21 protein-coding genes, 1 tRNA gene and 1 pseudogene are annotated in these 19,088 nt (G+C 61.7%); 11 read left to right on the forward strand and 12 right to left on the reverse strand.

The features are described from left to right. Positions 1–132: 132 nt before the first annotated feature. Positions 133–603, forward strand: coding sequence for a hypothetical protein (locus METAC_RS0107420; protein WP_026606535.1), 471 nt, complete (start codon positions 133–135; stop codon positions 601–603). A 735-nt stretch (positions 604–1,338) separates the two neighbouring features. Here METAC_RS0107420 and METAC_RS0107435 read toward each other — a convergent pair. Both METAC_RS0107435 and METAC_RS0107440 read right to left on the reverse strand, forming a co-directional pair. Continuing rightward, positions 1,339–1,414: transfer RNA gene (locus tag METAC_RS0107435), tRNA-Lys, on the reverse strand. Positions 1,415–1,493: 79 nt separating this feature from the next. Continuing rightward, complete coding sequence (locus tag METAC_RS0107440; RefSeq protein ID WP_026606538.1) at positions 1,494–1,730, reverse strand: DUF1467 family protein; 237 nt, start codon at positions 1,728–1,730, stop codon at positions 1,494–1,496. Between the two features lie 458 nt (positions 1,731–2,188). On the opposite strand from METAC_RS0107440, the gene METAC_RS0107450 reads away from it, so the two are divergent. Next, positions 2,189–2,776: a L,D-transpeptidase gene (locus METAC_RS0107450; RefSeq protein ID WP_026606539.1), complete on the forward strand. Its 588-nt coding sequence runs from the start codon at positions 2,189–2,191 to the stop codon at positions 2,774–2,776. A gap of 71 nt (positions 2,777–2,847) precedes the next feature. On the opposite strand, the gene METAC_RS0107455 is transcribed toward METAC_RS0107450, so the two are convergent. Further along, positions 2,848–3,228, reverse strand: a complete 381-nt coding sequence (locus tag METAC_RS0107455; protein WP_026606540.1) for a gamma-butyrobetaine hydroxylase family protein — start codon at positions 3,226–3,228, stop codon at positions 2,848–2,850. A 226-nt stretch (positions 3,229–3,454) separates the two neighbouring features. Here METAC_RS0107455 and moaA point away from each other — a divergent pair, with 226 nt between their 5' ends. Further along, entirely contained in the window at positions 3,455–4,504 is a 1,050-nt protein-coding gene (gene moaA, locus METAC_RS0107465; protein WP_051335443.1) for a GTP 3',8-cyclase MoaA, read from the forward strand. Between the two features lie 188 nt (positions 4,505–4,692). Here the strand turns inward: moaA and METAC_RS0107470 are convergent, their stop codons facing one another. The 3 genes from METAC_RS0107470 to apbC form a co-directional block, all read right to left on the reverse strand. Continuing rightward, positions 4,693–4,914, reverse strand: coding sequence for a hypothetical protein (locus METAC_RS0107470; protein WP_026606542.1), 222 nt, complete (start codon positions 4,912–4,914; stop codon positions 4,693–4,695). Between the two features lie 212 nt (positions 4,915–5,126). Next, a complete protein-coding gene (locus METAC_RS22760; RefSeq protein WP_051335444.1) occupies positions 5,127–5,783 on the reverse strand; it encodes an XRE family transcriptional regulator in 657 nt (218 codons plus the stop codon). Between the two features lie 123 nt (positions 5,784–5,906). Further along, on the reverse strand, positions 5,907–6,983 hold the full coding sequence (gene apbC, locus METAC_RS0107480) for an iron-sulfur cluster carrier protein ApbC (protein WP_026606543.1): 1,077 nt from the start codon (positions 6,981–6,983) through the stop codon (positions 5,907–5,909). 363 nt (positions 6,984–7,346) lie between these two features. Here apbC and METAC_RS0107490 point away from each other — a divergent pair, with 363 nt between their 5' ends. Further along, on the forward strand, positions 7,347–8,120 hold the full coding sequence (locus tag METAC_RS0107490; protein WP_026606545.1) for an ABC transporter substrate-binding protein: 774 nt from the start codon (positions 7,347–7,349) through the stop codon (positions 8,118–8,120). A gap of 51 nt (positions 8,121–8,171) precedes the next feature. Next, positions 8,172–9,140 (forward strand): NAD(P)-dependent oxidoreductase, encoded by a 969-nt coding sequence (locus METAC_RS0107495; protein ID WP_280643024.1) that lies wholly within the window; start codon positions 8,172–8,174, stop codon positions 9,138–9,140. A gap of 41 nt (positions 9,141–9,181) precedes the next feature. Here METAC_RS0107495 and METAC_RS0107500 read toward each other — a convergent pair whose 3' ends face one another. Together METAC_RS0107500 and METAC_RS27355 are read right to left on the reverse strand one after the other, a co-directional pair. Next, on the reverse strand, positions 9,182–9,823 hold the full coding sequence (locus METAC_RS0107500; protein ID WP_026606547.1) for a DedA family protein: 642 nt from the start codon (positions 9,821–9,823) through the stop codon (positions 9,182–9,184). A gap of 113 nt (positions 9,824–9,936) precedes the next feature. Further along, positions 9,937–10,281, reverse strand: a pseudogene (locus tag METAC_RS27355) (DUF488 domain-containing protein); the annotation flags it as partial. Positions 10,282–10,400: 119 nt separating this feature from the next. Between METAC_RS27355 and ada the strand changes: the two are divergent. Further along, on the forward strand, positions 10,401–11,480 hold the full coding sequence (ada, locus tag METAC_RS0107510; protein WP_026606549.1) for a bifunctional DNA-binding transcriptional regulator/O6-methylguanine-DNA methyltransferase Ada: 1,080 nt from the start codon (positions 10,401–10,403) through the stop codon (positions 11,478–11,480). A gap of 23 nt (positions 11,481–11,503) precedes the next feature. On the opposite strand, the gene METAC_RS0107515 is transcribed toward ada, so the two are convergent. Genes METAC_RS0107515 through cysT form a run of 3 tightly spaced genes read right to left on the reverse strand, consistent with a single transcriptional unit; the run spans position 11,504 to position 14,340 of the window. Next, positions 11,504–12,568 (reverse strand): sulfate/molybdate ABC transporter ATP-binding protein, encoded by a 1,065-nt coding sequence (locus tag METAC_RS0107515; protein WP_026606550.1) that lies wholly within the window; start codon positions 12,566–12,568, stop codon positions 11,504–11,506. Positions 12,569–12,598: 30 nt separating this feature from the next. Further along, entirely contained in the window at positions 12,599–13,516 is a 918-nt protein-coding gene (gene cysW, locus METAC_RS0107520) for a sulfate ABC transporter permease subunit CysW (protein WP_084143505.1), read from the reverse strand. Further along, positions 13,513–14,340, reverse strand: coding sequence for a sulfate ABC transporter permease subunit CysT (gene cysT / locus METAC_RS0107525; RefSeq protein ID WP_026606552.1), 828 nt, complete (start codon positions 14,338–14,340; stop codon positions 13,513–13,515). The genes cysW and cysT overlap by 4 nt, the downstream gene beginning before the upstream one ends. A 252-nt stretch (positions 14,341–14,592) precedes the next feature. On the opposite strand from cysT, the gene METAC_RS22765 reads away from it, so the two are divergent. From METAC_RS22765 to METAC_RS0107550, 5 genes are all read left to right on the forward strand, one after another. Beyond that, a complete protein-coding gene (locus METAC_RS22765) occupies positions 14,593–14,904 on the forward strand; it encodes a DUF2849 domain-containing protein (RefSeq protein WP_051335446.1) in 312 nt (103 codons plus the stop codon). 4 nt (positions 14,905–14,908) lie between these two features. Continuing rightward, positions 14,909–16,567 carry a nitrite/sulfite reductase gene (locus tag METAC_RS0107535; RefSeq protein WP_026606553.1) on the forward strand — a complete coding sequence of 553 codons (1,659 nt, stop codon included), beginning with the start codon at positions 14,909–14,911 and terminating at the stop codon, positions 16,565–16,567. Continuing rightward, a complete protein-coding gene (locus METAC_RS0107540; protein ID WP_026606554.1) occupies positions 16,554–17,288 on the forward strand; it encodes a phosphoadenylyl-sulfate reductase in 735 nt (244 codons plus the stop codon). The genes METAC_RS0107535 and METAC_RS0107540 overlap by 14 nt, the downstream gene beginning before the upstream one ends. A 3-nt stretch (positions 17,289–17,291) precedes the next feature. Next, positions 17,292–17,801 carry a DUF934 domain-containing protein gene (locus METAC_RS0107545; RefSeq protein ID WP_026606555.1) on the forward strand — a complete coding sequence of 170 codons (510 nt, stop codon included), beginning with the start codon at positions 17,292–17,294 and terminating at the stop codon, positions 17,799–17,801. Positions 17,802–17,874: 73 nt separating this feature from the next. Further along, a complete protein-coding gene (locus tag METAC_RS0107550; protein WP_026606556.1) occupies positions 17,875–18,450 on the forward strand; it encodes a type 1 glutamine amidotransferase domain-containing protein in 576 nt (191 codons plus the stop codon). Between the two features lie 119 nt (positions 18,451–18,569). Here the strand turns inward: METAC_RS0107550 and METAC_RS22770 are convergent, their stop codons facing one another. Then, entirely contained in the window at positions 18,570–18,845 is a 276-nt protein-coding gene (locus tag METAC_RS22770; RefSeq protein ID WP_156898136.1) for a hypothetical protein, read from the reverse strand. Between the last annotated feature and the right edge of the window lie 243 nt (positions 18,846–19,088).

The raw sequence follows: 19,088 nt of genomic DNA on the forward strand, positions 1-19,088 counted from the left end.
AAGGCGGACCTTCGCACCGGAGTTCTGCACGAGGTAAGTCGGAGGATCAAGTTCGGGTACGAAAATCTTGATTTTCGCAAGCGTCCATTCCATTGCAAGCAATCCATGAAGCCATGAATTGCGAGTATCGAAATGGCGGCGACGGCAGTTGAGGCAATCAATCATTTCATCAAAGCCAGAGGCTTTCGAGAAGGGGAAACCTTTTTATTCGCGTCTCTGCAAATCCGCTATCCGCTCCACGACGAGTTGCGCGCCGTTTTGAAGCAGATGGGCGAAGATGGTGTGATCGAAAACACCTCTGAAGGCACTTACAAAATGACGATGGCCGGATATGTAAAATTCTTTGGCGCGCCGCCGTCGGAAGACGATACGATCCAAGCGATCATGACCGAAATCGGTACGCGCGGCATCAAGACCGGAAAATCATTTATTTGGGCGCCCGTGCAAGAGAGCCTGATCCTCAAACGCTTTCGCGACGGCGACCTCAAACCAGCTTTGGAAAAAATCTTGACGAACCACTGGCTGGAAAACGCCTCAATGCCAGGTTTCTACAGGCTAACGGACGCTGGTTTTAAGGCGCTCAACACCGGCAACGCCGAGTAGCGAAGATTTTACCCGAGGTGGCAAAGCTACCGTTTCGAAGGGCGACTGCCGCTCGGCGTCATGAATCGTTCAAATCGCACGTACTTCGAGACGGGCTCGGCGGACAGGTCGAGGCGGAGGAGCGCAGCGTGCTATTTTGCAAAGCCGCTTAATTGCAAAAGTCTTGAACTGCGCACCATTCAAGGTCTGCTTTCTGGAACGATTGGCACGCCCGTCTATGGCCATGTCGGGTCGAGTATTGCCGATGGCCTTGCGGACACGCATGGCAGCTTCGGCACATCGCTCATTCAAAGCCGTCGCTCTGCTCCCGGCCCTGACCAGCCCTTTCTCGATATCCATCGCGCCCGATCTATTTTCGGCTTCTGACGCAGTAGGGCGCGCGCGCCGTCCATTGATCCAGCCATTTGGTCCATTTATGTTCCGCAGATGGACGGCGACACCCTGCCTCATTTCCCTATGTGCGGGTTCGGCTCGCCTGCACCAAGCGCAGCCTGCGCGGAGGCCATCGCCTTGCCAGGCTCGCCGATAAATATGGTGCCTACATTCGGATGACGGATCTGCTCGCGCATCTCGCGCCGGTATTGCGCACATTCGTGTCCGACGCCTTGCCGAAGCACCGGCGCGCCGATCGGCCCTTGCGGCCCAAATTTTCGATTTCTGCTTACCGAGCGCTTACCGAAGCTGAACGCTTGCCAGAAAATTGGCGGAGGATGCGCTAGAAGTCTTTGATTTTATTGGTGAGCGCGATGGGATTCGAACCCATGACCCTCTGATTAAAAGTCAGATGCTCTACCGACTGAGCTACGCGCTCCTTTTTGGAGCATGGCTGGAGTATCCTCAACGCTCCATAGCGTCAATAGACAGGCGATTTGATCGTCTGCGCGCGGCTACTATTCCCCGAAATAGCGAGCGAAGACAACGAGCGCGGCGAAGACAACGACCGACGCCAAGGTCGTCCATCCGGCTTTGGCGAGCAGTTTCGGCGCGACCGGCGCGCCGGGATCGGTGCCGGCGACGACATCGCCCGCCTCTTGCTGCGACCGGACGCCGAAAGGAAGGATGGCGAAGAGCGCAATGAACCAAATCGTGAGAAAGATTACGATCGCCAAGGGCGTGGAAAAAGGCATGGCCTCCCCTTTTTTGCTGCGTCGAGGCGGACCGTTCGGTCAATTGAGCCGGAGCATGCCGCGTTCTTCGTCTCAATCGGCGCCGTCGAAGCTGGATTGGCGCTCGTCGCGCCGCGTCGGATTAAAGCGAAGTAATATGTTCGCACAAAAGGCCTGCGCTGTCGCCGCCCGAGCAGGTTTTTAACGATCCGGCTGAGCGCGAAGCGGCGCTTCATCCGCGCTCATGCTTAAAACATGCTCGTCCCAGCCGGTCCCGATTTCAGGCGGAACCCGAAACCAGCCTCGGCGTCCCGACCGCGATCGAGCAACTTGAAACGATAAGTCGAACGCGCGCGACATGCCATATCGGCGGCGCATCGACGCGCTGGACCATTGCCATCCGGCCTTTGCGACTGGATCATGGCGACAACGCATCGCCGATTCGCGCGCCGCTCTCTAGGAGCCAATGGAAAATGAAAATGCGCCTTCGCTTTCCCGCCATCGCCAGCCTCGCCATCGCGATGGGGGCTTGTCTCGCCGCGCTTACGGCGAGAGCCCAGGCCTATGAATATCAGCAAGGCTTCGCCCAGCCTTATTCGGATTTTTCCGGCAGGCCCCGCGCCGTGGCGCCTCCGCGCGAACTCGTCGCCTATAATGGCCGATATGCGCCAGGCACGATCCTCATCTCGACGGAGGAGCGCCGCCTGTATTTCATTCTCCCCGGCAACCAGGCGATCCGCTATGGCATAGGCGTCGGGCGTCCGGGCTTTGAATGGAGCGGGACCCGCTATGTCGCGATGAAGCGGGAATGGCCGTCCTGGACGCCGCCCGCCCAAATGCTGCACCGTCGCCCAGATTTGCCGCGCTTCATGCCGGGCGGCCCAAATAATCCGCTCGGCGCGCGGGCCATGTATCTCGGCGGCACGCTCTATCGCATCCATGGATCGAATGAGCCGGAAACAATCGGGCAAGCCGTCTCATCGGGCTGCATTCGCATGACCAATGAGGATGTCATGGACCTTTATGACCGCGTCAGGGTCGGAACCCGAGTCGTCGTCTTGCGCTGAAGGGCGGTCCCCTTAATCTCCGGATCCGAGGGGCTGCGCCCGAGCCTCTCGACGGGGCCGGGCATGGATTTTCACGCCTGGCCTTCGCTGTCGCGATTCAGGCCTTTCGCCGTGAGCTCCGCTTCATAGAACGCCCATTTCTCCTCGTGCTGGGAGCCGAGCTCATAGAGATAGGGCCAGGAGAAAATGCCCGTGGAATGCAGGTCGTCGAAGGTAAGCCGCACCGCATAGGTGCCAACTGGCTCGACGCCTATGATCGCGCAATGGCGCTTGCCGCCAACGGTGACGCGCTCCTCGGGGCTATGCCCCTGCACTTCCGCGCTCGGGCTCATCACCCGTAAATATTCGGCCGAGAGATCATAAGCGGCGCCGCTCTCGAAGACGATGCGCAAAAGCCGTCCCTGGTCTTTGAGCCTCAACTCGCTCGGCCATTGATCGCTTGTCCCGCTCATCGTCGCGCCCCGCCCTGAAAAACATTCGCCTCGAAGGATCTCGGTCCTAGAGCAAGTTTCCGAGAAAGTTGATCGACTTTTCCGGTCGGAACACGCGCCAACTTATGATCTGGAGCGCATTCTCCCCCATTGGACGATTCCGTCCAATCGGAACGCGCTCCAGGCAATCCGAACATTGACGTGGAAATCCAGCCTCGGCGAATGTAGATATAAACCCATGACATTAATGCCGACATTGCCTCAGGCAAGTTCCGAACCATGGCCGATTGCAGCCAAGGCCGCGCCGCTCGTCGATCCATTCGGGCGCGAAATCAATTATGTTCGCGTCTCGGTCACGGATCGGTGCGATATGCGCTGCGTCTATTGCATGTCGGAGGATATGAATTTCCTGCCGAAGCGCGACTTGCTCAGTCTCGAGGAACTGGACCGCCTGTGCTCCGCCTTCATTCTGCGCGGCGTCCACAAGCTCCGCATCACCGGCGGAGAGCCGCTGGTGCGACGGAACATCATGAGCTTGTTCCGCGCGCTCTCGCGCCATCTCGAGTCTGGCGCGCTGTCCGATCTGACCCTCACGACCAATGGATCCCAGCTCGCCGATCACGCCGCCGAGCTCGCGGCTGTCGGCGTTCGCCGGCTCAATCTCTCGCTCGACACGCTCGATCCGGCCAAGTTTCGCGCGATCACCCGCTGGGGCGATCACGCGCGCGTCATGGCCGGCGTCGACGCCGCGCAAAAAGCGGGCGTCTCCGTCAAGATCAATATGGTCGCGCTCCAAGGCGTGAACGACCAGGAGATCGCGCCCATGCTGGAATGGGCTCATGGGCGCGGAATGGACCTCACCCTGATCGAGGTGATGCCGCTGGGCAAAATCGAGGCCGAGCGCGCCGATCAATTCCTGCCGTTGAGCCTCGTCGAAGCCAGGCTCAAGGAGCGCTACACGCTCGATGAAATCGACTATCGCACCGGCGGGCCGGCGCGTTATGTGCGGGTCGCCGAGACCGGCGGCCGCTTGGGCTTCATCACGCCGCTCACGCATAATTTCTGCGAAGGCTGCAATCGGGTCCGCGTGACCTGCACGGGCACGCTTTATATGTGCCTCGGTCAAGAGGACGCCGCCGATTTGCGCGCGCCCTTGCGCGCCTCGACGTCGGATCGGCTCCTGCATCAAGAGATCGAAGCCGCAATCGCCCGCAAGCCGAAAGGCCATGATTTTATCATCGATCGGGGCCAAACTGCGCCGGCCGTCGCGCGGCATATGAGCGTGACCGGCGGATAGGCCACCGGAGCCGGTGTGCGTCCCGCGGCGTGCGCAGTTCCGATCGAAAAAGTCGATCGGCCTTTTGGACATTGAGACGCCGCCGTCTCATGAGAACATGCTCCAGCTGATTTATCTGGAGCGCGTCCTTGTGTTGCGCGGCGAATTCTCCGTCTTATCCAGCGGGCGCTCCCGGCCAAACGCGTCGCTCAAGCGGAAGCCGATTCAGCTTCGCGACGCACCAGATCCAAAAGGACCGACAGGCGCTCGAGCTGCGCGTTCTTCGCGAGCATGACGAGCTCGGAAGCCATATGGGCGAGATATTCGGCCGTTTCCGAAGCGCTCGCCTGAATCCCCTCGACCAAGTCCTGATCGTCGACGCCAACCTCTACGCTACGGCTCGCCACAGAGTCCTTGTTGTCTCGCGCCATGATGCTCTCCCATTTCCGTGACGATCATCATCGTCCTGTTTCGGTTGCGCCGAGCTGGCCTAGTGACGGACCTTGCGGCGACCGGCGAACAACGCCGATGACGTACTGTACATAACGCACAGTCGTTTGCAACACGAAACGTACAGAAATTCGAGAAAAGTACAATTTGTGCTATTTTAGGCCAATGACGCAACTGTCGCCCCGCCCGCGCCTCATCTCGCGCGCCGCGTCGACCGCTCCAGCAAAGTCCATTCGCCCGCGCGTATATTGCCGAACACCTTGCAGGCCCATTCAATCTGGACGTTCAGGATAGGACTCGCGTTATGGCTGACGAGATCGAACCGGTCCTTGGCGACGCGGCGAATGGTCTTCAAATAGCGCCGTCCGTCTGTGAGCCGGACCGCCGCCTCCCAGCCGTCCGCCTCGGAGCGCGTTTGCGCAACCTTCCAGCAAATCACAATGTCGCCGGGGTCATAACGCGGCCACATGCTGTCGCCGACGATTTCAAAGGCGACCGCGCCTTTGGGGACGGGATATGGAATCTCGATCTCGGCGAAACCTTCCGCCGGCTCCTGCTCGAAATCCGCATCGATGACCGCGCCGGCCCCGATTCGGCCGACGAGGCGCACGACATTTTTGGGCTCCTCGCGGACGGCTTCCGCCTCGCCTTCCCCAGTCAGGAGCCAGGCCGCGCTCGTCCCGAAGGCTTTCGCGTAGCGTTCCGCGATCTGCAGGCGTAAGCCGCGCTCGCCATTCTCGTGGCTGCGATAGGTGTTCTCGTTCCAGCCGAAGGCGCGCGCCGCGTCCGTCGCATTTTCGAATCCGGCGTTGCGGCGCGCGGCCGCCAATCGGTCGTGGGGCTCGTCCATGCCCCGCTTATAACAAAACGTGCTGTACGTTTCTACCGAAATTACCGGCTTTTCAACATTTGCGTGCAATGACGCAGCGATTGGCAATTCGCGGTCGTCCCGGAAATCACATCCGCGCCTTGTTCACTCGATGAAAATCTTCGGCGCGGCGCGGGCGCGGCCCTTTTCCAGCCGCGCCTTGATCTGCTCGGCGATGGAGCGGTAGATCTTGGCGTGCGCGCCCTCCGGCTCGACGGCGACGAGCGGCTTGCCCGAATCGGCATGCTCGCGAATGCTCATGTCGAGCGGCACCTCGCCCAGAAACGGCACGCTGTAGCGCTCGGCCTCGTGGCGCGCGCCGCCATGCGCGAAAATGTCGGAACGGCCGCCGCAATGCGGGCACAGGAAATAGCTCATGTTCTCGACAATGCCGAGGACCGGCACGTCGACTTTATTGAACATGGCGATGCCGCGGCGGGCGTCGATCAAGGCGAGATCCTGCGGCGTCGAGACCACGACGGCACCGGCGAGCGGAACATTTTGCGCCAAGGTCAGCTGCGCGTCTCCGGTTCCCGGCGGCATGTCGACGACGAGGCAATCGAGCTCGCCCCAAGCGACGTCGCGCAAGAGCTGCTGGATCGCGGCCATCACCATGGGACCGCGCCAGATCATCGGATCCTCCTCCTCGACGAGAAAGCCGATCGACATGGCCTTCACGCCATAGGCTTCAAGCGGCTGCATGACCCGGCCTTCGGCCTCGGGCTTGGCCTTCACGCCGAGCAGGCGCGGCAGCGACGGCCCGTAGATGTCGGCGTCCAATATGCCGACGCGCCAGCCGAGCGCGGCGAGGCTAAGCGCCAAATTGACGCAGGTTGTCGACTTTCCGACCCCACCCTTGCCGGAGGCGACGGCGATCACATGGGCGATTCCGGGGATCGCGATGCTGCGCGGCTGGGCCGCCTTTGGCGGCGCCGGATGAAGATCGGCCGTTAGGCTGACGAGCGCATTGACGACGCCGCCCAATTGCTTCACCGCCTTTTCGGCGGCGAGGCGCATCGGCTCCATCGCGGCCGATTGCTTCGGATCGATCGCGATCGAAAGGTAGACCTTGTCGTCCTTGATCGAGAGGCCGGCGACGGCGCCGGATTGCGGCAAAGGCGTCTTGCCGTCCGGGCCCGGAACAGATTGAAGCGCGGAGAGGACGTCCTGATCGCTGACCATTCGAAATTTCGCTCCATACCCGTCGGCGGCGGATATATAGGCTTTCGTCGCGTTTCGTCCAATCGCGAACGCCGCCGTCGCCGGTCCCGACCTTTTCTGATCTCCAGGTTCAGCAAGAGCCGCGCCATTGTCGGAGCCCGGGCGTCGGCCGCGGCGGCGGAGCCGGCAGCCGGGTCTATTGTCGCGCGCGAAAATCGGTCATAAAGACCGCTCCCGCCGCCGCTGAAACAATGTCGCGACAAGCGCCGAACCGCCGCCGCGTCAGCGCTCGATACTAAGCCGCCGGCGCATATTCGGAGTAGGACCCTGCCCCCCCGACTTACCGCCGGCATTCTCGCATCGTCTCGCCGCCGAGCCAGAGCCTTGCGCAGGAGCCTTTTGATCCTCGCCGCCCTCGCCTCCTTCTCTCCCGCGATTGCAGAAGAGGCGCCCGCGGCGCAAAAAGACATCCGCATCGCCAGCGAAGGCGCGCGCCCGCCCTATAATTATCTCGACAATAGCGAACTCGCTGGCTTCGAGATCGACCTCGCGCGTGATCTCTGCGCCCGCATGAAGGCCAATTGCACCTTCGTGACGCAGGATTGGGACGGACTAATCCCAGGCCTGCTCGAGCATCAATATGATGCGATCATGGCCGCGATGGAGATCACCGACGAGGCGCGCGAGAAGATCGCCTTCACGACCCCCTATGTGCGCATGCCGAGCGCCTTCCTCTCCTCGCGAGACGAACCCATTCGGGACGGCTCGCCGGACGGGCTCGCCGACAAGAGCATCGGCGTTGTGTCCGGCGGCGCGCATCAGGCCTATGTCGAGGATCTCTACAAGCGATCGGAGATCCACGCCTACGCCACGCTCGACGAGGCCATTCTCGATCTCGCCGAAGGCCGGCTCGACGCCGTCATCGGCGACAAGGACGCGCTCGCCGATTTCTTGAAGACGCGGCGGGAGGCGCAATGCTGCGCGATCGCGGCCGACGCGCCGCGCGATCCCGCCTATTTCGGCGAGGGCGTCGGTATCGGCCTTCGCAAGGAGGACAAGGCGCTGAAGGACATGTTCGAGAAAGCTTTGGCCGAAAGCATAGCCAGCGGCTCCTTCAGCCGAATCCGGGCCAAATATTTCGATTACGAGATCAATTGACATAGAGGCGCTCGAAGAACAGCGCACGGCGCCGGAAAGAACCCGCTCCAGATCAAAAAGCAGGAGCATGTTGCGAAAAAGTCGACCAACTTTTTCCGAACATGCTCGAGGCGACCACTCGGAAAGACATCAATGGCGAAAGTCGCGTTTCTCGGCCTCGGCGTCATGGGCTACCCCATGGCCGGCCATCTCCTGAAAAAGGGCCATGAGGTCACCGTCTATAACCGGACGGCGGCGAAAGCGGCCAAATGGGTCGCTGAATTCGGCGGCTCGTCAAAGGCGACGCCGCGGGAGGCGGCCGCAGGTCAGGCGTTCGTCGTCGCTTGCGTCGGCAATGACGAGGATCTGCGCGCGGTGACGATCGGCCCCCGAGGCGCGTTCGAGAGCCTTGAAGCCGGCGCGATCTTCATCGACCACACGACCGCGTCGGCCATTGTCGCCCGCGAGCTGCATGCCGTGGCGAAAGCGGCTGGCAAGGGCTTTGTCGACGCGCCAGTGTCCGGCGGCCAGGCCGGCGCCGAGAGCGGCGCGCTCACCATCATGTGCGGCGGCGACGCCGATGATTACGCCCGCGCCGAGCCAATCGTCGCCGCCTACGCCAAGGCGAGCCGCCTGATGGGACCTGCGGGCAGCGGGCAGCTCACCAAAATGGTCAATCAGATCTGCATCTCGGGTCTTGTGCAGGCGCTCGCGGAAGGTCTCCATTTCGCCAAGCGCGCCGGCCTTGATCCGGATGCCGTCATCGAGGTGATCTCCAAGGGCGCGGCGCAATCCTGGCAGATGGAGAATAGGCACAAAACCATGCTCGCCGGCGAATTCGACTTCGGCTTCGCAGTCAATTGGATGCGCAAGGATCTCGCGATCTGCTTTGACGAGGCGCGGCGCAATGGCGCAAGCCTTCCGGCGGCGGCGCTGGTCGACCAATTTTACGCCGAGGTCCAGGCGCTCGGCGGCGGGCGCTGGGACACGTCGAGCCTGATCGCGCGGCTCGAGGCCTTCTCCGCCCTGCAAAAGCCGTAGCCGGACGCCGGGGCGAGCTCGCAAGTGGGAGCATGTAGGCTTTAAGGCAGACTCCGAAGATCACCCTCCGGACCAGCCCCGAGCCTTTCCTCGAGCTTACGCTCCTCGCGCCGCACAATAATCATAAAGGCGACGGCGCCGATGACGACCCCGACGAGCGCAGCGACGCCGAGCGGGCCGCTAACGCGATGCACGGCGTCGCCGAAAATATAAGACGCGCCGCCCATGACGACCGCCCAGATTATGCCTCCGGACGCGTTGTAGAATAAAAACTGACCCCAGTGATATTTGTTCACGCCCGCGAGCAGAGCGGCGAGGATTCTGAGGAAGGCGACGAAACGCCCAAAAAAGACGATCTTCGCCCCATGTCTTGCGAAAAGATATTGCCCGAGCCTGAGTCGGGCCTCCGGCAGATGAATAAACTTGCCGTAGCGGAGCAAGAGCTTCGCGCCCCAGGTCCGGCCGACCCAGAAACCGATATTGTCGCCAATGATGGCCCCTGCGGCGGCCATGGCGATGACGAGAGCGATATTGAGCTCGCCCGTGGCGCCGGCATAGGCGCCGGCAAGCAGCAAGGCCGTCTCTCCGGGAAGCGGGACGCCTGCGCTTTCAAGCATGACGATCAGGAAGACCGCCCAATAGCCATGTTGAGCGATCAGCGGTTGAATGTCGGTGAATAACACGACGGCTCCAAGCTTTGAGAGATGTCGAGCGTCAGCGTGGCGCGCCCCTATCGCCGAGTTTTGATCGGCATTGCGCGGCGGGGTCGACGGCGAGCAACCGGCCTGACGACGGATCAACCTTGAAAAGAGGACATGGCGCGCGCCGAGGAGCCTCTATCGGGACGCACGAGAGCGCTTTCGCGCGACGCGGCTGCGCCTCTTCCATAGGGCTCCTCCCAGAACGAAAGCGCGCTTGTCACGCGAATTTTTTTCCAAGATAGCACAAGGAGGCGCCGCATCGCCAGCGGAGCAGCCAGAAGCCGCCGAGCCGGCGAACAGTCGCGGCTAAGGTAAAGCGACCCAAACCATGCGCGCAATCGCGAACTGGGCGCCAGAGATTTGGCCCAATCGTCGATCGCCGCCTCCTCGCGTTTCAAGCTGCGCGGCCAAAGCCGATCCACAAGCACGCAATAACCATCGGACGCCGATGGGTGCCCGCCCTGGGCTCATCGGATTCAAAAGCAAGGATCGAAGTGCGGGAAGGCAATCAAGCGATAAGATATCGCCACACTTTTGAAATGAACCGAGGCGTTTAAACATGAGCGTGACGCTTAATGCACCGCCGCGCAGCGAACCGGCTGTCGATGACGAAGCGCGGTGGACCGCCGTCCTCACGCGAGATCGGAGCTACGATGGTGAATTCTATTATTCCGTCGCTTCGACCGGCGCCTACTGCCATCCATCATGCCCCTCTCGTTTAGCACATCGCCGGAATGTACGCTTCCACACCACGATAGCCGAGGCAGAGGCCGCGGGATTTCGGCCCTGCAAGCGGTGCCGGCCTGATCAGCCTTCCCTCGAAGAACAGCAGGCGGCGAAGATCGCCAAAGTCTGCCGTCTCATCGCGGAGGCCGAAGAGCAACCTAAGCTCAAGGAACTCGCCAAAAGCGTCGGCCTCAGCCCTTATCACTTTCATAGGATCTTTAAGGGGGTCACTGGCGTGACGCCGAAGGCTTACGCGACCGCCGAACGTCAGAAACGCATTCGCGAAAGACTTGGAAAGAGCACGTCCGTGACCGAGGCGATCTATGATGCGGGCTTCAATTCCAGCGGCCGCTTTTATGCGGAGTTATCGCGCGTTCTCGGCATGACGCCGCGCGCCTTTCAGTCTGGCGGGGCGAGCGCCGAGATAAGATTTGCGGTCGGCGAATGTTCACTGGGCTCGATCCTGGTCGCCGCAAGTCCTCATGGCGTTTGCGCCATCTCATTCGGAGACGATCCCGACGCCCTTGTACGTGAGCTGCAAGACAAATTCCCCCGGGCGCGACTCTTTGGCGGCGACGCCGATTTTGAGCGGCTCGTCGCAAAGGTCGTGGGATTTATCGAAGCGCCCAGGATGGGGTTCGATCTTCCCCTCGACGTCCGAGGGACGGCGTTCCAACATCGAGTTTGGACAGCATTGCGGGATATCCCGCCCGGAGCAACGGCGAGCTATGCGGAGATCGCCGAGCGCATCGGCGCGCCGAAGGCCGCGCGCGCCGTCGCCGGCGTTTGCGCCGCAAATAAGATTGCGGCAGCGATTCCTTGCCATCGGATCGTGCGGACCGATGGCGCGATTTCTGGTTATCGCTGGGGCGTCGAACGCAGACTCATTCTACTCGACAAAGAAGCAAAATAAACGCCCAGCTTTTGCAAGAGTTACTAAGCGGCGGCGCTTTCTCCGTCGAGGAAGAAGGTTCCGCGCAGAAAGCGGATCGGGACCTTCTCGCCGGGGCGCAAATTGGCCGAGGTCGGCGCGTCGATCTCGACGCGTCCGGCCTCGAAGGGAACCGCGATCTCCGCCCTCCTCGTCGCGCCGCTGCGGCGCAGGGCCACGATCTCGGCCTCGAGGCCATTCGCGGCGGCTTCGCCGATCGCGATGTCATGCGGGCGCACGAAAAGCCTTCCGCTGCCATTGCGGCCGGATTTGCCCGGAAGCGCCAGTTCATGCCCGCCGATGAAGATGCGCCCCCCGCGAAGATCGGCCCGTAGCGCGCTCGCCTCGCCGATGAAGCCATGCACGAAGGGCGTCGCGGGGTGATCGTAAATATCGTCGGGCGAGCCGATCTGCTCGATGCGCCCGCCGTTCAAGACGGCGACCCGATCGGCGAGTTCGAGCGCCTCATCCTGGTCATGGGTCACGAATGTGGTCGTATGCCCGGTTTGCTGATGCAGCTCGCGGAGCCAGGCACGTAGATCGCGGCGCACCTTCGCGTCGAGCGCGCCGAAGGGCTCGTCGAGCAGGAGCACGCGCGGCTCGACCGCGAGGGCGCGGGCCAGCGCCACGCGCTGCCTTTGGCCCCCGGACAATTGGCCGGGCCTGCGCTTCTCGAGCCCGCTCAACTGGACGAGATCGAGCAATTCCAGCGTGCGGCGGCGGATCTCCGCCTTCGGCGGCCGCAATTCGCGCCCGCGAACGTCGAGCCCGAACGCGATATTCTCGCCGACGGTCAGGTTCTTGAACAGCGCGTAATTCTGGAAGACGAAACCAACGCGCCGCTCCTGCACGGATTTTTGCGAGGCGTCCTCGTCGCCGAAATAGACCGAGCCGGAATCAGGAAATTCGAGGCCGGCGATGATCCGCAAAAGCGTCGTCTTGCCGGACCCGGACGGTCCGAGCAAGGCCACGAGCTCGCCGCTTCCGACCTCGAGCGACACGCCGTCGAGGACGGGACGGGCGCTTCCCCCGACGAAATTCTTGGTGATGTCGACCGTGCGTATTTGCATGGCGTCAAACTCTCCTGTGGCCTTGCCGCCTCAATGTCCGCGCGTCTTTGCGGAGTGGCCATCCTTGAAGCGGCCTTCCAGCAGGCTTTTCGCCGCGAGCGTCACCAGAGCCAGCAGAGCGAGCAGCGAGGCGACGGCGAAGGCGGCCGTGATGTTATATTCATTGTAGAGAATTTCGACCTGAAGCGGCATGGTGTTGGTGAGGCCGCGAATATGGCCTGAGACAACCGAGACGGCGCCGAACTCGCCCATAGCGCGGGCGTTGCACAAGAGCACGCCATACAGCAGCGCCCATTTCACATTGGGCAGAGTCACCCGGAAAAATGTCGCGAGCCCGCTCGCGCCGAGCGACAGGGCGACTTCCTCCTCCGACGTTCCCTGATCCTCCATCAAGGCGATGAGCTCGCGCGCGACGAAGGGAAAGGTGACGAAGATGGTCGCAAGCACAATGCCTGGAACCGCAAAAATGATTTCGAGGCCATGCGCTTTCAGCCAGGGGCCGAGAAGGCCCTGGGCTCCAAACAGGAGCACATAGATAAGGCCCGCGACGACCGGCGAGACGGAGAAGGGCAGATCAATCAAAGTGATCAGAAAGCTTTTCGCCGGAAAGCGAAATTTGGCGATCGCCCAGGCCGCGGCAAGGCCGAAGACGACGTTCAAAGGCACGGCGATGGCGGCGACCAGGAGCGTGAGCCGGATCGCGCTTTGCGCATCGGGCTCGGCGAGCGCGGCCAAATAGGCCAAGGCGCCTTTCGCGAAGGCCTCGTAGAACACGACGGCGAGCGGCAGGATGAGAAAAAGCGCCAGGAAGATCAGAGAGACGGCGATGAGAACGCCGGCCAGGAGCGGGCTCTCTCCCGTCGCCGCTCCGCGGCCGCGGGAACGGCTTATCCGTGTCCAGACGCTTTCCGCCGTCTCAGGCGCCCATTGGGCGATGGTTTCGGTCATTGACCGAATCTCCTTCTGTTCCAGGCCTGGATGAGGTTGATGATCAAGAGGATGGAAAAGGATGCAAGAAGCATCAGCGTCGCGATCGCGGTCGCGCCGGCGTAGTCGAATTGCTCGAGCTTCACGATGATGAGAAGGGGCGCGATTTCCGAGACATAGGGCAGATTGCCCGCGATGAAGATCACCGATCCATATTCGCCGACGCCGCGCGCGAAGGCCAGAGCGAAGCCCGTCATGAGCGCCGGCGTGAGAGCAGGCAGGACGACCCGCCAAAGCGTTTGGATGCGCGTGGCGCCGAGCGTGGCGGAGGCCTCCTCTACATCGGCTTCGAGCTCGGCGATCACCGGCTGCACGGTGCGGACGATGAACGGCAGGCCGATGAAGACCAAGGCCACGCCGATGCCGAGCGGCGTGTAGGCGATCTGCCATCCGAGCGGCGCGATCAGCGAGCCGATCAAGCCGTTCGGCGCATAAATAGCGGCGAGGGAAATGCCGGCCACCGCGGTCGGAAGGGCGAAGGGCAGATCGACGGCGGCGTCGAGCAGGCGCCGGCCCGGAAATTCATAGCGCGAGAGAACCCAGGCGACGATTCCGCCGAATAGGACATTTATCGCGGCCGCCGCCAAAGCAATGCTGAAGCTCGTCCGCAGCGCCGCGAAAATGCGCGGCTCGGTCGCGATGTTCCACAGGCCGGAAAGGCCGAGGCTGCTCGCGCGGAGAACGAGCGCGCCGAGGGGGATGAGGACGATCACGCTGAGATAGACCAGCGTATAGCCGAGAGTCAGTCCGAAGCCCGGGATGATTGAATTGCGCTTTATCGCCACGGACACGCTCGAAAGGCCCTTCATTTTTGCTGCTCAAGCTGTTTCTTCCTGGATGTGCGCGAAGGAACGAGGCGTGCGAAGCAGCTTATAGAGTCTAGATATCTTATGGACTAAATAAAGCATGGTGAAGCTGGGGTGACAAGGGGCAAATTTAACAAATTAATATTGTATTATTTAATTATTCCTCGCCAATTGCTGTTGTTTGCCCTATATCCCAGCCGAACCACTCCGGCCGCTGTCGTTCGTTGAGCCATGTCGAGCATTATTTCCGCAAATCGCCTTGCCGATGGAATCGTCGTCTATCTCGGGCCAGATGGATTCTGGCGCGAGACGCTCGCCAAGGCCGCACTTTACGAGGAGGCGGCCGCGGCGGAGGCCGGGTTGCGCGCCGCCCGCGCCGATGTCGCCTGCAATCTGGTTCTCGATCCCTTTATCGTCGAGGTCGCCCATTCCGAGGGTCGATTGCGCGCCATGCGCATGCGCGACGCGATCCGGGCCGACGGGCCGACCATCGAGTTTCCGCCGCGAACGCCCGCGTCGACGGCGCGGATCGTGCAGGACTGACGCCATGTATCGCTATGACGAATTCGACAGATGCTTCGTCGCCGGCCGGGTCGAGCAGTTTCGAGACCAGGTGGCGCGCAGGCTCTCTGGCGAGATGGACGAGGAGCAGTTCAAGCCGCTGCGGCTGATGAACGGCGTTTATTTGCAATTGCACGCCTATATGCTCAGGGTCGCCATTCCCTATGGCGTCCTGTCGTCGCGGCAATTGCGCAAGCTCGCCCATATCTCGCGCCGCTACGACAAGAGCTACGGCCATTTCACGACGCGGCAGAATATTCAGTTCAATTGGCCGGCGCTGGTCGATTGCCCCGCTATTCTCAACGAACTCGCCGAGGTCGAGATGCATGCGATCCAGACCTCGGGCAATTGCATCCGCAATGTCACGTGCGATCAATTCGCGGGCGCTGCAGCCGACGAGATCGAGGATCCGCGCCCCTATGCCGAGATCCTACGGCAATGGTCGTCGCTGCATCCCGAATATTCTTTCCTGCCGCGCAAGTTCAAGATCGCGGTGAACGGCGCCGCCAAGGACCGAGCGGCCTTGCAGGTCCACGACATCGGCTATCAGATCGTGCGCAACGATCGCGGCGAGACCGGCTTTGCCGTCTATATCGGCGGCGGCATGGGGCGGACGCCTTTCGTCGCGCATAAAATCCGCGATTTCCTGCCGAAGGCGGATCTTCTCGCCTATACCGACGCGATCCTTCGGATCTACAATCTCGAAGGCCGACGCGACAATAAGTACAGAGCCCGGATCAAAATCCTCGTTCATGAAAAAGGTGCCGACGCCATTCGCGACGAAGTCGAGGCCGAGTTCCTCCATCATCGCGACGAGGCGCTGGCCTTGCCCCAGCCTGAGATCGACCGCATCCGCGCCTATTTCGCGCCGCCGCCGCTGCAAAAGCGCCCGCGCGTTTCCGAGGCCGTCGAGGCGCGCAAGGCGTCGGATCCCGCCTTCGCTCGATTCATCGCCCATAATGTCTCGGCCCATAAGGCGCCGGGACATGGCATCGTCACCATTTCATTGAAGCCCGTCGGCGGCGTTCCAGGCGACGCCAGCGCCGAATGGATGGAGGCCATCGCCGATCTCGCCGAGGGCTTTTCGCAAGACGAGATCCGCGTCGCGCATGAGCAGAACCTTGTCTTGCCGCATGTCGCGCTCGACGATCTCCCGCAAATTTTCGACCGGCTCGCGGAATTGGGCCTCGCCGCCGCCAACATCGGCCTCGCGACCGATATTATCGCCTGCCCCGGCCTCGATTATTGCGCCCTGGCGACGGCGCGCTCGATCCCGATCGCTCAGCGTCTCTCAGAACGGTTCGGCGACGGCGCCCGCGCGGAAGAGATCGGCGAGCTGAAGATCAATATTTCCGGCTGCATCAACGCCTGCGGCCATCATCACGTGGGCCATATCGGCATTCTCGGCCTGGAGAAATCCGGCGCCGAGGCCTATCAGATCACGCTCGGAGGCTCCGCCGACGAGACCTGCGAGATCGGCCAGATCGCGGGCCGCAGCTTCACCTCCGAGGAAGTCGTCGATGCGATCGAAACGATCGTCGAGGCCTATTTGAAGATCCGCGCGGACAAGGCCGAGAGCTTTCTCGAGGCCTTTCGGCGCGTCGGCGTCGATCCTTTCCGCGAGGCGCTTTATGAACGCGCCTGACCTGCCTCTCTTCGGTGACGCCGACACCGCGGCGCGCTTGACCGAAAGGCTCGCGCGGCTGGACGCGGCCAAGCTTTTGCGCCTCGCGATCGAGGACCTGTTTCCCGGCAAGATCGCCCCCGTCTCGAGCTTCGGCGCGGATTCCGCCGTTTTGCTCCACATGGTCGCGCAAATCGACAAGGCGACGCCGGTCCTCTTCATCGACACCGGCGTGCTTTTTGCGGAAACGCTCTCCTATCGGGATGCGCTCGTCGCCGCGCTCGATCTCCGCAACGTCATAACCATCGAGCCGGAGCCGGCGGCGCTTTCGGCGGAAGATCCGGAACGTTTCCTCTGGGCCTCCAATCCCGACCGCTGCTGCGAAATCCGCAAAGTGATCCCTCTTGCGAAGGCGCTCGATGGCTTTGAGGCCTGGATCACCGGGCGCAAGCGTTTTCAGGCGCAAACCCGCGCCGGCTTGGCGCTGTTCGAGGCCGACGGCGGCAGGATCAAGATCAATCCGCTCGCAGGCTGGTCCTCCGATGACATCGAGGCCTATCTCGCAGCCCACGCCCTGCCCCGCCATCCGCTCGTCGCCAAGGGCTATCCCTCGATCGGCTGCATCGCCTGCACCACGCCGGTAAAGCCCGGCGAGGACCCGCGCGCCGGACGCTGGCGGGACAAAGGCAAGGTCGAGTGCGGCCTTCACACGCAGGCGCTCGACGCCGTTTCGGACAGATGATTCATGGCATTGTTCAAGAACGACGGCTTCATCGCAGATGAATGGCGCGCCTTGGCGGAAGACGAGGATATTCCGCTCGACGGCAAGGTCATGGTCAGCCTGGCGCAATGGCGCGCCGGCCGCGAAAGATGGCGGGCCGCCAATTTTCCGATCGGCCTGCGGCTCGAGGCGGGCGCGCCGGTGCAGGACATCGCGCCGGATCTCGCGCGCTTCACGCTCATCTCCATCGACTTCCCCAAATTCAGCGACGGACGGGGCTTCTCGATGGCGCGCCTGATCCGCCGCACGGAAGGATTCGCGGGCGAGCTGCGCGCCGTCGGCGACGTCTTGTTCGATCAGCTCCAGCATATGGCGCGTTGCGGATTCGACGCCTTCGAGATCAAGGACGCGGCGACGATTCGGCTTCTCGAAGCCGGACGCCGACCAGGTCTCGGCCTATTCTACCAGCCGGCGGCAAGCAGCGATGAAACCGCCGAGCCTTCGCGCCCCTGGGCCCGCCGCGCGGCGCGTTGAAGCACGCCGCATCTTCACGGAACCTTGCCCTCGCGAGCCGGTTTTCCGCCCATGCATTTCATGGAGGGACGCCATGCCCGCGATTCGCGACGCGAAAATTCTCATCATGGCGACCGATGGGTTTGAATATTCGGAACTCGTGAGGCCGCTTGAAAAATTGAGGGAAGCGGGGGCCATCGTGCAAGTCGCGGCGCCGAAGGGCCCCGCGATCAGAGGATGGAAAGGCGGGGATTGGGGCGAGTCCGTCGCCGTCGACCTGGACCTGCGCAAGCTCGACGCCGCCAGTTATCATTGCCTGATCTTGCCGGGCGGACAAATGAACCCGGACTCGTTGCGGACCGATGAGGCCGCGATCGAACTTATTCTCGATTTCTTGAGCATGGGGAAAATCGTGGCGGCGATTTGCCATGCGCCTGCCTTGCTCATCGAAGCCAAGGCGGTGGAGGGCCGGGAGCTGACGTCCTGGCGGTCGATCAAGACCGACATCGAGAATGCCGGCGGCCACTGGGTCGACCGGCCGGTCGTCGTTGACGACAGCATCATCACAAGCCAATCCCCGGAGGATCTCGACGCCTTCGTCGCCAAGATCGTCGAGGAGATCGAGACGCGCGAGCATCTCGAAGGCGAGCCATTCCGCGAAAGCGCCTGAAGGCGGCGCTAGGGTAAGAAAAATCGAGCGGGAAAACAGCGCAAAAGCGCGCTTCCGACCTCCTCGTTCTGCGTGAACCGCTCACCCTGCCGAGCCTTAGGACGCGGCTCGGACTCTCCTCAGTCTATCGTCTCCACGACAGGGAGGAGAATCCGGCGTAGCCCATATAAGATTGGCTGATCCGAGCCTCGCATGGCCTGGCGAAGGACTTTTTTTTCGTCTTCGCCCACGCTCTGGTCGAACCGCCGCACGGCATGCGCAGTAAATGCGCCAATGGACATTCCATAAGCGCTGGCGGTTGCGCCGACTTTACCCGCGAAATCAGATCCGATCGAAGCAACTGCGGCTTGCGCGACTTTTTCATTCGAACAGGAATGCACGATTTCAGCGATCAAGCACATGATACCGTTACCTCACGCCCGAATTGACACACAGACTTGGCCTTAGCAGTAGCCGTTTGCTCATATAATGACGCGACCTCTGCTATAATGATATGTTAAACGTTAATACTAATAGTATTATGACGTCAATACGGATAGTTCTTTTTGCTATGCAGCAAAATACTCACAAAGAGTTGCGCAAAGTTCAAGTTCACGTGAGCAAATTTATCTATTTTTGAAAAGAACTATTTGCACGTA

It is taken from the genome of Methylocapsa acidiphila B2, assembly GCF_000427445.1.
In the GTDB taxonomy this organism is placed as follows: Bacteria; Pseudomonadota; Alphaproteobacteria; order Rhizobiales; family Beijerinckiaceae; genus Methylocapsa; species Methylocapsa acidiphila.